9 protein-coding genes and 1 pseudogene are annotated in these 14,450 nt (G+C 50.8%); 4 read left to right on the top strand and 6 right to left on the bottom strand.

Features of this window, described 5'->3' with window-relative positions; genetic code table 11:
- The first annotated feature begins 14 nt into the window (after positions 1 to 14).
- The 4 genes from GRB96_RS03540 to GRB96_RS03555 are packed head-to-tail and all read left to right on the top strand — an operon-like array spanning position 15 to position 4,827.
- A complete protein-coding gene (locus GRB96_RS03540; RefSeq protein ID WP_161430570.1) occupies positions 15 to 2,171 on the top strand; it encodes a DEAD/DEAH box helicase family protein in 2,157 nt (718 codons plus the stop codon).
- Positions 2,168 to 2,329: a hypothetical protein gene (locus GRB96_RS03545; protein ID WP_161430572.1), complete on the top strand. Its 162-nt coding sequence runs from the start codon at positions 2,168 to 2,170 to the stop codon at positions 2,327 to 2,329. The genes GRB96_RS03540 and GRB96_RS03545 overlap by 4 nt, the downstream gene beginning before the upstream one ends.
- Positions 2,319 to 4,346, top strand: coding sequence for an AAA family ATPase (locus GRB96_RS03550; protein ID WP_161430574.1), 2,028 nt, complete (start codon positions 2,319 to 2,321; stop codon positions 4,344 to 4,346). The genes GRB96_RS03545 and GRB96_RS03550 overlap by 11 nt, the downstream gene beginning before the upstream one ends.
- Positions 4,339 to 4,827 carry a DNA phosphorothioation-associated protein 4 gene (locus GRB96_RS03555; protein WP_161430576.1) on the top strand — a complete coding sequence of 163 codons (489 nt, stop codon included), beginning with the start codon at positions 4,339 to 4,341 and terminating at the stop codon, positions 4,825 to 4,827. Before GRB96_RS03550 ends, GRB96_RS03555 begins: the two co-directional genes overlap by 8 nt.
- Before the next feature lie 251 nt (positions 4,828 to 5,078).
- Here the strand turns inward: GRB96_RS03555 and GRB96_RS03560 are convergent.
- The 6 genes and pseudogenes from GRB96_RS03560 to GRB96_RS03585 all read right to left on the bottom strand — a co-directional run bounded on the left by GRB96_RS03560 (position 5,079) and on the right by GRB96_RS03585 (position 13,385).
- Positions 5,079 to 6,595 (bottom strand): IS3 family transposase gene (locus tag GRB96_RS03560; protein WP_240894207.1). Its coding sequence is split into 2 segments (ribosomal slippage): positions 5,079 to 6,158 and positions 6,161 to 6,595, totalling 1,515 coding nucleotides; the frame shifts between segments, so codons are not numbered across the junction.
- A 92-nt stretch (positions 6,596 to 6,687) separates the two neighbouring features.
- Positions 6,688 to 7,005: pseudogene (locus GRB96_RS03565) on the bottom strand (transposase); the annotation flags it as partial.
- 174 nt (positions 7,006 to 7,179) lie between these two features.
- Positions 7,180 to 7,995 carry a phosphoadenosine phosphosulfate reductase family protein gene (locus GRB96_RS03570; protein WP_161430578.1) on the bottom strand — a complete coding sequence of 272 codons (816 nt, stop codon included), beginning with the start codon at positions 7,993 to 7,995 and terminating at the stop codon, positions 7,180 to 7,182.
- Complete coding sequence (locus GRB96_RS03575; RefSeq protein ID WP_161430580.1) at positions 7,961 to 11,281, bottom strand: hypothetical protein; 3,321 nt, start codon at positions 11,279 to 11,281, stop codon at positions 7,961 to 7,963. Before GRB96_RS03575 ends, GRB96_RS03570 begins: the two co-directional genes overlap by 35 nt.
- Before the next feature lie 2 nt (positions 11,282 to 11,283).
- Positions 11,284 to 12,186, bottom strand: a complete 903-nt coding sequence (locus GRB96_RS03580; RefSeq protein ID WP_161430582.1) for a DUF4007 family protein — start codon at positions 12,184 to 12,186, stop codon at positions 11,284 to 11,286.
- The gene (locus GRB96_RS03585; protein WP_205743478.1) at positions 12,183 to 13,385 is read right to left on the bottom strand and encodes a cysteine desulfurase family protein; all 1,203 of its coding nucleotides are present in this window, start codon (positions 13,383 to 13,385) and stop codon (positions 12,183 to 12,185) included. The genes GRB96_RS03580 and GRB96_RS03585 overlap by 4 nt, the downstream gene beginning before the upstream one ends.
- Positions 13,386 to 14,450 lie beyond the last annotated feature (1,065 nt).

The following is a 14,450-nucleotide window of genomic DNA, read 5'->3' on the forward strand; positions in this document are numbered from 1 at the left end:
GATTACAGAAGATCATGCATTTACTTACAGACATAGAGTGGGCCGGAGTCTATCGTTCGGGAGATCAAAATCTCTTCAAAGAACTCTATACGCCGGCATTAAGAGCCGCAGTGCAGTATGATCGTGCAGTAGGATTCTTTAGCTCCCAGGCGCTTGTTGCAAATCTTCAGGGGATCTCTAGTCTAATCAAAAACAATGGTGAGATGCGTTTGATTATTGGCCACCCCTTAGATGAGAGCGAGTTTGAGGCTGTAAAGCAGGGGTATCGAATTAAAAGCCTATTAATTAAATTCGAGGAGAAGCTAGATTCAATTCTTGAAAATATAGATGGCTATGAATCTAAACGGCTTTCTTTGCTCTCTTATCTTATTGCTTCAGATAAGTTAAGGATAAAGTACGCTTTTAGAAAGCGTGGAATGTACCACGAGAAAATAGGTGTAATATATGACTCAGAAGGCAATGTTTTAGTTTTTCATGGGTCTGCGAACGAGACGATATATGCTTTAGACGCAAAATATAATGCTGAGTCAATATCCGTATACAAAAGCTGGGATGAACATAGTTTTAAATTATATGGCGAACCTTACGTTGATGGGTTTGAAAAGCTATGGGAAAACCGTCAGACTAATACTGCTACATTTGACGTGCCATCAACTTTCTATGAAAAAATAAAAAAAATATCACCCCCCCCAGAAAGCAGCCTGCTTGAAATTGATTCTGAGCCGGATTCATATGATGAATTTTTTGGTTTTAATGTGACGTTTAACAAGCCAAAAATACCCGAAAGGTTAGGAGGAAAGGAATTTGAAATCCGAAATCATCAGAAGCGGGCTATTAAGTCATGGGCTCAGAACAAATATAAAGGCATACTAAAGCTTTCAACAGGTTCGGGGAAGACGATAACAGCTATATATGCAGCAACAAAAGTATATGAAGCGCGGTCGAAGAAAGGCCTAAGAACCATGCTGATTGTTTCCGTTCCATACCAAGAACTTGCGAGGCAGTGGATTGAAAATCTTGAATTATTTAACATCAGGGCCATCAAGTGTTGGCAATCTAAGTCCACATGGTACGACGATTTAAAACAAGAAATACTAGATTTTAACATGGGCGTAATAGATTTTGTCTCTATAGTGGTTGTAAATAGAACCATGGAGGGGCGGGATTTTCAGGATGTTCTTAAAGATACATCTCCTGAAGAAATAATGCTCATCGGTGATGAATGCCACAACCACGGGTCTAAAAAAACAAGTGCATCACTCCCATCTTGCTATTATCGTCTAGGTTTGTCAGCAACGCCGTATCGCTCTGACGAAGATGAGTTAGATTCACCTTTTCCAGACTTTGCAAAAGAAAATATTAATAATTATTACGGAGAAATTGTAAGCGAGTATTCATTGGGCGACGCAATAAACGATGGAGTACTGTGTGAATACGAGTATCATGTTGTGCCAGTGTATTTAACTCAGGAGGAACAGGATGAATACGAATATCTGTCAAACGAGATAGCTAAGTTAGTGATGTATGATAGAGGCTCAAAGCAATCGAATGAAAATAATGAGCTCACTCGTTTGTGTGGACAAAGGAGTCGCCTATTAGGTGCTGCGCAGAATAAGTTAATAGCACTTAATAGGCTCGCACGATCTATACCTAAACAGCAACGAAGTTATTCACTATTTTACTGTGGAGAAGGGCGAGCCTCATACAGTGACTCAGGCGATGAAAAAGAAACGTCAAAGGTCATTGAGGAGGTCTCAAAAGTTCTCGATGAATCAGGTTGGCACACATCGAGGTTCACTAGCCAGGAATCTAAAAGAGATCGTGCTTCGATAATGGAGAATTTTAAAAATGGGACGATAGATGCTTTAGTTTCCATGAAAGTTCTTGATGAAGGCGTTGATGTGCCCATATGCGATAAGGCCTTCATCATTGCAAGCACGAGAAACCCAAGACAATATATTCAGCGCCGTGGGCGTGTTTTAAGGAAGCATAGCACTAAAGACAGTGCGGCAATCTATGATTTCGTCGTGCTTCCAATTGATTATACTTCAGCATCGCAGAAGTTAAAAGAGGCAGAGTTAGAAAGGGTAGATGATTTCGCCCTGTTAGCCATAAATAGATTTGAAGTAGAGAAAGAAATTGAAGCGTTAGGGATTAGGAGTGAGCAATGATGGAAGAAAGCAATAAAGGAAAAGTTGCTTCGGCAGCTAGGGATCTTATTAAAATTGAAAAAAAATGCTTTTATGGCCAAGAGCAAGAGCGCGATCGGTTAAGAAAAATGCGGGAATTAATTGATAAAGTGACAAAGGAGATGTCTAATGATAATTAAATCGTTGATAGTCGAGAATTTCAGGTCTTTTTATGGTGAGCAAGAAATTAAGTTCGCTACGGATCGAGATAAAAATACCACGTTGATATATGCAATGAATGGGGTGGGGAAGACTAATCTCTTGAATGCCCTGCTCTGGTGTTTACATGGTGAATTCTCGCCGAGCTTTAAGAATAGGAATGATATTTTAAATTGGGAAGCAAAGCGCAGAGGTCGCAAGAGCTATCATGTCACAGTTGTTTTTGATGAGAATGATAGTGAATTCATAGTAAAAAGGTCAGGTGGTGAAATTGATAACTTTCGGGTATTCGAAAATCAAGAAGGTAATCTCGTAGAAATACGTCAAGATCCACGGTTATTTATTAATAGTATTATCCCTTGGGATATGGCTGGTTATTTCATAAGCGATGGAGAGGGAAGTGATCTTGCTGTAGACTCAGAGGGTATGATTTCAGTTCGACGATCCATTAGGGATATTCTAGGTTTTAATGTTGCAGAAAAGGCCAGTGAAGATTTAGGGAAAATTAGGTCTGAGATTAGAGCGGATTTAAAAAAGGTTGATAAGGATAAAGAGCTTTCTGACATAGAAGCTAAGGTCCAGTTGTACGACGAAAGAATTTTAAAGACCCGGCGCAGTCTTGAAGATAACAAGGGTTCGCTAGAAAAATATCAACTTCAAATAGGGCAAGTTGATAAAAAGCTCGGGGGTTCTAGCTCCGCTGTCGTTAAACAACTCCAAGCGGAAAGAACTCGGATGGAGGGAGAGAGGGTTTCTCTAAAAAAAGAACTTAGGAGTGAAGAAGTAAAAAAAATAAGCTTAATAAGAGAGTATTCTTGGGTTGCGTTTGCGCACCGCCTGATGGACGAAGGTTTAGAATTTATAGACGAGTCGGAGCTAAAAGGTAGAATACCGGCACCGTATAATATTCAACTTGTTCAAGATATCTTGTCGCAATCAGAGTGTATATGTGGAGCCTCTATTTCTCCCGGAAGTGAGGCTTATGAGAGAATTGAAAAACTTCTCGGAAAGGCAGCGGATCCCGGTTTGTTAAATAGATTGCAGAGGGCGAGAAGTAGTTTAACATCTGTGAAAACTCTTTCAGGCCAAGGGAGAGGGCGGTTAGAAGAGAATTTTAAGCGCTGCTCAAACATTAGGAGAAGAATAAACGAGCTCGACATAAGTATTGAGGAACACTCACAGCGCATAGGGCAGATTGATGACAAATTCATCAACGATTTGGAAAAAAATCGAAAGGTTCTTGAAGGAAAGATTTACGAGACTACACGCTCCATCGGTCGCCTTGAACAAAAACTGGAAGAAGCTGTAACTTCAAAGAAAGAATATCAGGATAAAGCTAGCAGAATTGTAGGTTTGTCGAGTCGTGCAAAAAGTATCAAGCATAAGCTTGATATTGTTGACCAAATGGATGAAGTGATTTTAACCGCACTCGAAGAAGCTGAAGACTCAATTCATGCTGTACTAAAATCGAAAATTGACGGTTTCCTTGAGAGATACCTGAGGCAAGATTATCAGGTTAAGGTGACTTCAGACTTCAAGATCGGGCTTATGGATCGGAACGGTTTTCTTGTGCCGCCGAGTGGAGGTCAAGGTGCGATCCTCAGTTTTATATACATTTCCTCTTTGATCTCTATAGCGAGGGAAAGAAGAGATTCAGAAAGCTCAATCTTGACTCCGGGTGCTATAGCTCCCCTGATATTTGATGCCCCATTCTCAAAATTAGATTCAAAGTATGCCCCTAACATTGCGAAAGAATTACCGAAGCTCGTGGACCAGTTGATTATCCTTATGTATCAAGATAATGACAAAAAGGTAGACAGTACATTGAAAGAGGAAGGTAAACTTGGAAAAGTTTACTACTTCACAGAGGAAACGGCAGCTGATCAAGGAAGCAAGTTGACTCAAGAACTTGTGATTGATGGTGAGGCGATCCCGGTGACTGTTTATGGAGCGCGGATGGATAAAATTGTGATCACGGAGGCAAATATTCATGACTGATAACTCAGGTGTCGCGATAAATTGGAGAAATATTGGCGTTAAACGAGAACGAAATCATGAAGCATTAATTTCAAGGTTAACGCTTGAAAACCGAAGTGTCTTTCAGTACTTGAAGGATCTTATGGTCTTTGCTGCAATGGTGGGTTACAGCCATGATGAACGAAGGGAGATATCCGGTGAGACAATTGAAATAATCCTCGACACATATGCCAGTGACGAAAAGGATGGTTTTATTTATTTGCTAGGGCTTTTAGAGCATAAGGATGGCCAAGTTCTCAAAGACGAGAAATTAAAAGAGTGCGTTGTCGTGTTTGAAGAGTATTGCAATGCTGGTCTGTATATCATAGAGGATTGGCTTAATGAAAATCCAGGCGATCCTTCCGGGGTCGATACGCTTTTGGATAAAATTTATCAAAGACTGTCAGAGAACGAGAAATTAAAAGATATAAATAATGACGAAATTGAGATAGATATTGATTGAGGATTTATAAAAGGAGTGAAGAGAATTCACTGCTCGTCGATGTAGTTGTCAGTATGTATCGTAGGCTGAGCACAAGGATGGTGTCAGCCATGCTGTACCTGTGATTAGAGAAGGCTGGCGGTCTCAATGACCAAGCGCAACACGTGATCCATCAGGTACGGTGTTGCCATGAACCACTGCTATCGCCATCTTTCTGCTGAAGACCGGCGGAGCCTGTCAACATAGATGACACATGAAATGGTTCTGGCTCTTTAAAATCCTGCTGCCTGCGACACCGGATCCCTCTCGGGATTCAGGTGCACCACCCCAGGCAGGCTGAGGTCTCGGATGTCGCCCGACCAGCGCTCTGGATGACGCTGCTTCGCCGCCTCGAAGACCTCCCGGCGCTGCGCCAGGAGGTCTTCGGCTTCGCCGCTATGCCGTTGGCTTGGCGTGACGTAGCGAAGCGCGCTGTGCCGGTGCTCATGGTTGTACCACTCGATGAATCGCTGGACCCAGTCCTGCGCCTCGGTCAGGGTGGCAAAGCCGTCGACGGGGAAGCCCGGCCGGTACTTCAGCGTCTTGAAGGCCGACTCGGCGAAGGCGTTGTCGTTGCTGACCCTTGGTCGGCTGTACGACGGGGTGATGCCCAGGTCGTACAGCTTCTCCAGGAAGGTCGCCGCCTTCATCGGGCTGCCGTTATCTGAATGCAAAATCAATGGCTTATACCGATCCGTCAGGTGCTCTCGCCAGCAGGCCTTCTGGATCAGCTCGGCCGCCAGCTCGCCGGTCTCCGTCTCGTATACCTCGTGCCCAACGATCTTTCGGCTGAAGACGTCCATGATCAGATACAGGTACCACCAGGTGCCTCGTGCTGGACCGGGCAACCACGAAATGTCCCAGCACCACAAGCGGTTAGGCGCCGTGGCCTGGTGCGTGGTCGGCGTTCGCTTGCGCTGTGGGGCCTGCTGTCGGCCCCGGTGGTGTTGCTGGTCATATTCATGAAGCACTCGGTACATCGTCGACTCAGAGGCCAGGTAGCGGCCCTTGTCCGCCTGATCGGCCACGATGAAGGCCGGAGGGCGGCTCCGATACTCTGGGGCGTTGCACAGCGCCACGATCGCCTCTCGCTCTTCGGGAGACAGCTTGTTGGCCGGCTCCGGGCGGTCGGCGTCGGGGCGGCGATCCGCCGTCACCCCGCCCTCAGCGACCCAGCGATAGTAGGTCCGCACATTGATGCCCATCACCTGACAGGCCTTGGCCAGCCGAGCACCGTCACGCTGGGCGTCTTGCACCAGGGTCACGATGCGCTGGCGATCCGGGAGGCTGGTCAGTCGTCCTCGTCGTTGGTCGTGCCCCAGATCGCCTCGGCTTTTTTTGATAGGGCCAGCAGTGCCGCCGTTTCAGCCAGGGCCTTGTCCTTGCGGTGCAGTTCGCGCTCCAGCTTGCGGAGCCGCTTCTGCTCCGCTTTGCGCGCCTGACGGTGCTGCTTGGCCTGCGCTGCCGCGTCCTCGTTGGCGTTCATGCAGGCATCCCGCCAGGCCTCCACCTGCTCGGGGTAGAGCCCACGCTCGCGGCAGTAGGTGCTGAGTTCAGCCTCGTTCATCGGGGCCGTCTCCAGGACGATCTGGAACTTCTCCTGGCTGGTCCACTGATCGGGCTTGGTGGAACGTGATGGCAAAACCTGTCCTCGTGATCTGGCCTGTTTCCGCCAATTGTAGCGGGTTGTCGCTGTGATGCCTTCCTGCTCGGCCAGTTCCGGGATGGTCAGATTCATGGGCGGCGCCATCTTCTTGAGGATGGCTTCCTTACGCTCTGCGGGGTAACGCACGTTGATCACCTCTCAATCCGTTTGGGTGACAACTACGTTGACGTATAGGGCATGCGCTTCAGTGTGCGGGCTATCTGTTGCGGTGACCAGTACTTGCGCAGCAGGTGGACCACCACCTCGAAGAGCTCTCCGTCTGGGTGCAGCTTGGGACGCTGTCGTGGCCGATGTCGCGTCAGACGAGCCCGATAGCCCGCGAGACCGGCATCGTAGCCCTTCTTGGGGTTGACCGTATGGCGAGCAATTTCTCTCGACACGGTGCTCGGCGCACGACCCAGGTGATTGGCAATGGCCCGGATCGAATGCGTGGCTCGCATCATCATGATGGCGGCCCGGTCTTCAGCAGAAAGATGGCGATAGCAGTGGTTCATGGCAACACCGTACCTGATGGATCACGTGTTGCGCTTGGTCATTGAGACCGCCCAGGTAAGGGCCGGCCTGCCCCGCTTCTTCTTCCCTTTTTTAAGAGATTTAGTGATTAATTTTCGCTGTGTTTATTTATAAAAATACCCGAAACTTATCTTGGCGCTGTTATATTTGGCCTGTTAAAGATGACAGATAGCGCAACCATCGACTTCGTCTGGTGCCTTCACGTCATACTGACGGGGATCTTTTTCAAGATCCTCAAGAGTGCGTCCTTCGACCCAGGTGAATTGCGCACCGTTAACAGGATTCTCATACATCTTGGCGCGAGCGAAGAGATCGGGGTGGTTGCGCTTAAGCGCCTGCCACTCGCCTTTTTGCTGGTAGAAACAAAAGTAACAGCCAGAACGCGAGCGCCAGTTGTAGTACTTTGGCAGACCGAGCCCTGATTCTTCCAACAGACGCTGGATGTCTGTCAGTCCCATCTTGTGCTCTTTGAATGGATAGATAGGCAAAATGTTAGGTTTGTCAGAGAGAGCAGGCGGTTTCTTCGACTGCTGTGTGTAGCCTTCACGATTCTCGTCGTGGCGAATGCCGATGTAACTATATGCGGTATTGGCCCCAACATAGTCCTCGAATGGCTGGATCTTGAGTACGCGGGTGCACCAGCGCGAGCGGGGGCTCGGGAGGTAGCCACCATAGACTTCGAGCCAAAGGTCAAAAGGGTTACGGTTACCTTTTTTCTTTGCGCCGAGCTTGTCAAGTGCATTGAGTCGGACAATCTCGGTGCCGAGTACTGCCTCAAGTCGCTCGAGGTATTCGTCTGTTTCCGGTAGTTCGACGCCGGTATCACAAAATACGTATTCGACGGGAAGCTCAGGGTAATGCTCACGCATAAAGAGCGCGAGTGCTGTTGAGTCTTTACCACCGGATAGGCTGACGATATGTTTGACGCTTGTATCGTTAGCTTTGGCTAAGGCTTCTTCCAGAGTCGCCATTTTCAGCCTCCTCAGTTTGATCTAGTAGATTGCGTAGCTGTGCTTGGGCATCAGAATGACCGATCAGCTGTGAAAGGTTGCCAATCAAGGTTTCTATGCGATAAGTGTACAGCTTTGCGATGGCAGCACGACCCTCTGCGCTCGGGGGATGATCGGAGTCGAGTGCGAGCGCGTGGGTTTCGATCTGGCCTACCAAAGCTGCGAAGTTGTTACGGAAGCGGACGAGGTCGCTGTCGGTCCAACGCTGCGGTTTTTTCTCAGCAACGATGGCAGCTAGCGCGTCGGCAAATGCGTAATCATTTGAGAACCGGGCCAGGGGCAGTGAGAGTAGCGCCTTTGCGAGACCTGAAAGCTGCTTACGAACATACGGCGGTAGGGTTTGGCGCCAGCGCTCAAATCTCGCCATTGTGCTGCTGTCTGGCGCGGCATCCGTTATAAGCCGGAGGTTGTCATCGACCGAAGCGAGGACGCTTTCACGATAGCGGTCGACGACGCTAGCCAGTCTACTTGTGGCAGAAGCAGCCCAACGAACTATACCGTCATAGTCCTTGCTATCAACTCCGGCGAGCTGCGGTAAACGGTGGAAGAATAATTGTACAGGACTGACCTCGCCGGTCAGCGAATGCTGTAGTCCGCGAACGTCGGCTGGTACCTCAGAGGTGTCCAAGGCGCCGGGGGGGAGCATCACCCGCCAAGCCTCGACACCGTCATATACCGCACGAATCAAGTCACTTGCGCTAAAAATGTCGGCACCGAAGACTTCGCCAAGATTGATAAGATAGCGGCGTGTTTCCGAGTCGAGCATCATGACCCTCAGCGTGAAAGCACTCGGCTGGCGGCAAATGCTTTCGATATGCGTAGGAAGCAGATCCTCGAGATAGTCGCCTTTCTCATCGCTGATAGAGAGCGCAGAGGGGAAAGCCTTGAGCGCTGCCGCAAATAAAATTGGCATGACGCCATCGCGCATTCCATAGGGGGGCGCTGCTAGCTCAGAGAAGAAACCGGAAAGATCCTTAGGCTGCTCATCCGGGATAGTTAGAAGATCCTTGAACTTCTGCCAGACTTCGGCAAGCGCCGGGTCTGTTAGGTCTGTCGGCTGTTTATAGACGTAGACGTCCTCGCCATCGGTTGCTTTTTTATATAAACCAGTATTGGAGAGTACCGTTCGAAAGATAGAGGCATCCGCGAACTCCCCGGCGATGCCGAGTCGTTCCTCACCATGGCGCTCCAGAATCCCCATTATCACTTTGCGCCGTGCATTGACGAGTTGTGGCGACGGTTTGTGGCGTACGATCATCTCATTCTTGATGACTGGAGTACATCTGAAGAGGTTCTCGCAGATATCGGATAGTGTGGTTAACAGATCTGCGCGATCTGCGATATGAAGCGCTTCACCACCATTAAACCAAAGAGCCTCAAATCCTGGTTGGGTGAGCCGGGTGAGCTGGTTGTGCAGATGGATCTGAGTCTCATCAAGCATCTGCTGTAGTTCTGTGCTGATGAGTGGGTCTTCGGCGAGAAGTGCCTCATCATCCTGCATTCGGGTCAAGCAAATCAGTTCCGCCGCTGCGACACGGATATCGATCATCTCGTTTGGTACCACGATGACCGTCAGAGGATCATGATAATTTAATGCCGCCTGGCAAGCTGCATCGTAATCTTTCTCGTTCTGTGGCACGACGTAAAGAACACGACCATCGGCCTGCGCACCGTTTTGCGTCAAGCCATTTTTGCTGCTGATCAGATCTTGCGCAGGGATGAACTCACACTCGAAGTAGCGGCGGATACTGTACTTGTCATTGTAACGAACCGGCCGCCATACAGAAGGGCGAAACTCCTTGTTGAGCAGCGTGAGGATGTCGAAGTCGCCCTCAAGGCGCGCGAGCTCTTCCTCAAGGCGGCTGCGGAGATCGACATCGGTGCCGTGCCAGAGAGAGACTTGATCGCTGCGGCGACGATGTAGTAGTAGCTTACGTTCGATTAGTTGTTCGATAGTGCGCTTAGCTGCTGGAGTATCACCGAGCGCGAACTCTAACAATGCGCGACTGACACGGCTGCGCTCGCCCGAGAGACCGAGTTCGAGGATGCTTGCTGTCTTTAGGGCGCGGGCCTCGAGCTTGTCGTCGACTTTAGAGAGCGCGCTTTCGGTTTCGAGCCACTTACGATACGTACCGCCGACGCCAGTATCGGCCTGCATTGCGACCGCGAAGTAGTCATATAAATGTTCAGGCGTAACTGATTGTTCTAAATCCGCTGAGAGCACAAAACCAAAGAGAGTGCGCTCATGCTGTGCGGCACGGGCGGCAAGGCGTGGCAAGATATGGAGCGCAGCCGGATGAAGGGGGTACGCGCGTGAAAGCAGGTCTGGAAGTTCGCCTTCAAGGTCAGTCAGTAAACCCACTTCTAGGGCCCGGTCGGCGATGTGCTCGTCGGAGTGTGAAAGTGACAGCTCGCGCGGTTTTTGCGAGTCGACAATATTGCCTATCAGACGGTACAGTTCGCGGCTGTCATCAACGTACTGGATGGGCTCGAAGCGGCCTTCGATCTTGCGCCATTCGCCCAGCATGGATTGGCTGAGGCCCGTCGCGTATTGCAGCAGTCCTTGATGCATGAGGAGGCCGAGCGTGACCGGTAATTTCTGAGTGCGTGCTGCGTACTCGGCCAAAGTCTGAATATCAGCCAGACGCTGGGGGTGGCCACTGCGGATGAGCTGTTCGACATGGCGGCCAAACTCATCCCATAGGATGACCACACGATCAATTAGGCATGGCTCGGAGTTTGAGAGTGTGCTTTTGTCCTTGAGATAATCCAAGACCGCAAGCGCTCCGGCGATACCGCTGGCATCCATCTGCTTGAGTGGTTGGGCAATCTCTTGCATCCCCAAGCGCTGCAGTGAAGCGCACGCAGCATCGCGTATGGCGAGGCCAACGTCTTGTATGGCACCTTCGAGCGCAATCACAACACCATGGGTATTTCCATGAGCCAGCCGCTTCTGAGCAAAGTCGCCGAGCTGTGGCTCAACCCGTTGCAGGCGCTGGCCCACCGCCTCGAGTGTCGTCCAGGCGTGCTTGCGATTTTCCACTAACTGTAGGAGGTAGGTGGCGCTGATGGATTTTCCCGAACCGTACGGGGCGATAACGAAAAAAGCGCGACTATCACTATGGCCGCTGACGCCTCGCAGGAAGGCAATGGCCTTGGACGTGGGCTCGTAGTGGCCGATACGCTCAGGTTCGCTAGCGTCGAAGACGACGTTGATGGAACGCAGAAATGGGGTTTCTTGTTGCATGGCTATGCTGCGACTCCCTGAGCTTGGGTTCGGTGGTAATAGGCTTCGAGCCACTCAATGGGAGCGTGTGCGGCAACATGTAGCTTGCGCTCTCCGGCTGAGCTGATCACCCTTACGGTGCCCTCTGAAAGTTCCGCCTCTGCCTTTTCGACGACATCGATAAAAGCATCGAGACCGAGCTGTAGACAACGGCCAAGCCCACCTTCAACGAAACAAGCCTCCCGCAACGGTAAGCCTCCTTCCTTTAGCGCACCGCTTACGCATAATGCATAGCCGAGCATTTCCACAGGAATTGTGGCGACTTCTAGCTCATTACGCCGATACATGTGCGAGTCACGGAAGTAGGTCAGGAGACCCAGGCGCCGGAAGGGGGAGTCGGAGGCATCTTCTGGATCAGCGTGTTCATTCGGAACAGGCACAGCGTAGGTAGAGAGCAAGCAGGCGACATCGCGTTGCAAAGTTTTCAGGACCGGCGAGCGCTGCTGTGAGGCATCTAGATGACGCTTCAGGGCCTCTGAACAGGCAATCCGATCGAAGCGTTGAGCACTGTAACGAGAGAAAAACCAGTGCCAACTCTGGGCCTCATCCGGATTGTTCACGAGATTGATATGTAGTGCGATCCAGGTGCCGATCTGCAGGAAGTATCTGTCATGTTTCAAAATCAGCCTGCCAAGCTCGGTGGGCACCAAAATCTTGCTCTTCTTTCCCTTTTGTCCAGGTTGCGTCTTAGCTAGCCCGGTAGCAATGAGCCAATGGCGAATTGATTTAGCCATATTACGGCCTACCCCTAGAGTGTCAGCAACATAGGGGTCGCTGAACGCTTCTTCTTTGTCCTCGATCAGAGTTAGGCCCTTATGGAGCCAACCTTCGCGGACGGGAAACGTCTCGTGTCCGCCAAATCTCATGCGAAAATCCTCTTCAGATGCTCGGCTTCGGCAGCGACAATGGTCGCGGCGAGCTCCGCTTCTTGATGTGTATTAGTAACTCCGAACGAAAAGCGAACGCTAGCGTATGCCTGGGCCTCACTCAGGCCCATTGCACGCAGAACGTGGGAAGGCTCTGGTCGGCCGGTTGTACAGGCAGAGCTTTGCGAACAGTAGATGCCTAACGTATCAAGGCGGCCAACTAATGCTTGCCCGTCGATGCCCTCGAAGCAAAGATTCGATGTGTTACAGACTCGCTTATCGCGGTTCCCATTGATGCGCACCCATGAGCATCGGTCCAGCACTGTCTTCTCAAAGATGTCACGAAGTTCAGCCATATGAGCAATTGCTTCATGGTGTTTGTTGTAACGAAGCTCGAGTGCACGCTGCATCCCGGCGATACCGGCCGTATTTTCGGTGCCGGCATGCCAACCGTCTTGTTGGCCACCTCCGATACAAAGAGGATCGATTAGCGCTGTTTGCCGTGCGTAGAGGGCGCCAACGCCGGCTGGACCATTGAACTTATGGGCAGTCAGACTTAGGAAGTCGGGGTCTAGATCCCCTATAACATTTGTATCGATTTTTCCTATTGCTTGAGCCGCGTCGATATGCAAGAGCGCACCATGCTCGCGCGCTAGAGCGGTAATCTCTCGGATCGGTTGAATAACACCGGTTTCATTATTGATCCATTGAATGGAGACAGCCGCATGGCGGTGGGCCAACAGTTGCTGACGCAGTACGCACAAATCTACCTCACCCTCTGAGGTGGCCGTGATGACTTTTGTAGGTAACCCCTCATCTTGTAGACGCGTTGCACAGCTTAAGATTGATGAATGCTCGATCGCGTTCGTGATGATGCAACTACCATGACGAGCGAGAGAGCGTAGGGCGAGGTTGTTCGCCTCCGTGCCACTTCCAGTAAAAATGAATTGCTCATCAGGGGTGCCGAGATACCCTTGTAGCCTCTCGCGTGCGCGCCGCAGGAGACGACGTGCCGGCTCGCCCTGCCGATGTCCGCTCGACGGGTTGCCGTAGGCGGTACGGAGAGCCTCGCACACCGCTTCGACCACCTCCGGTAGAGGAGGGGTCGTGGCGTTGTGGTCCAAGTAGATTTGCTGTGCGGGCTTTTTCATAGCTACAAAGGTATACGTTCTTTTTCTCCTGGACAAGGTCTTCCACATGCATCCAGCAGTCACCGTTGACGGGCATACCTACTGATTATGTTCTTGATCTGTCGAGGTATCCTGTAGTTAAGTTATTGAAATAACAGGTATTAATTGCCTGATCCGGTTTTGACATCTGACGGAAGCCCTTCCTAGGCCTTCTGACGTCAGCTCTCGGCTCGTGGTGTCGTCATCTGCTCACCGGGTAAACTCGGGTTATGTTCGTAATGCCTCCGGTAGTGTGCCGTCACCTGCGCAGCGGACGCTCGTCCGTTGCAGTGGCTGGCGTAAGGTGGTGGTAGTTTGGTTGCAGACTTCAGCGATTCTACCATGTGCGTGCAATCAGTATAAGTGTGCAAGTACCTGATATATCTATAAAAAACTTCGTAAAAAGTGCGGCCTTGAGTCGTCGTAAAACGGATTTTTCTCGCCGTGTCAGCGGCCAGCCGACCTCGTAGGGCTCCCTCTGCATAACGTTCTCGGTCTGCAGTGTTTAGATCAGCAGACTGTCGTCACGGCGGCTCTCGGCCAGGATGCGATGATGCTGCCGGCATCGTGATGCTGCCAGCTTACGAACATCTCCCGGTTCACTCCCCAGCCCTCGGTCAAGGTGAAGTGAACTCCGAATCTGGCTGGCAACGGCCGCTAGCCGTTAGGTGCGCCGGGCAGCAGCGCCTCCACGGTAGGTATCGATAAATAGGGCTTCTCCAAGGTGGTCCGGATCTCGTCATCCGTGATCTACCGCCGTCACCTAGCCTTTCGGAACCGCTCAATCAGGCCATTGGTGATGGACTCCAGGTCCTTGTATTTGGGGATCGGTCATCCAGGCGACCAGAGGTACGGCTTTGGTGCACTAGTGGGGGCATCCGCATCGACGGCCCACAGCATCCAAGTGCTGTGATCTGTGGACCAGCCGCGCAAGACGTGGCACGCCATGCAGAGTTCGCGCATCTCCGGATTCAACCCCAGCGAGCTGGGGAGAACGCTCTGCAGACCCTCAACCATCCCCATGGCGCGGTGGCCTGATGTTGTCGGCGTTCAGCATCGCAGCCTCCCTGGGAAAGTCTGGCCCGCCAACGTCCG

It is taken from the genome of Halomonas alimentaria (genome assembly GCF_009902005.1).
GTDB lineage: Bacteria > Pseudomonadota > Gammaproteobacteria > Pseudomonadales > Halomonadaceae > Halomonas > Halomonas alimentaria.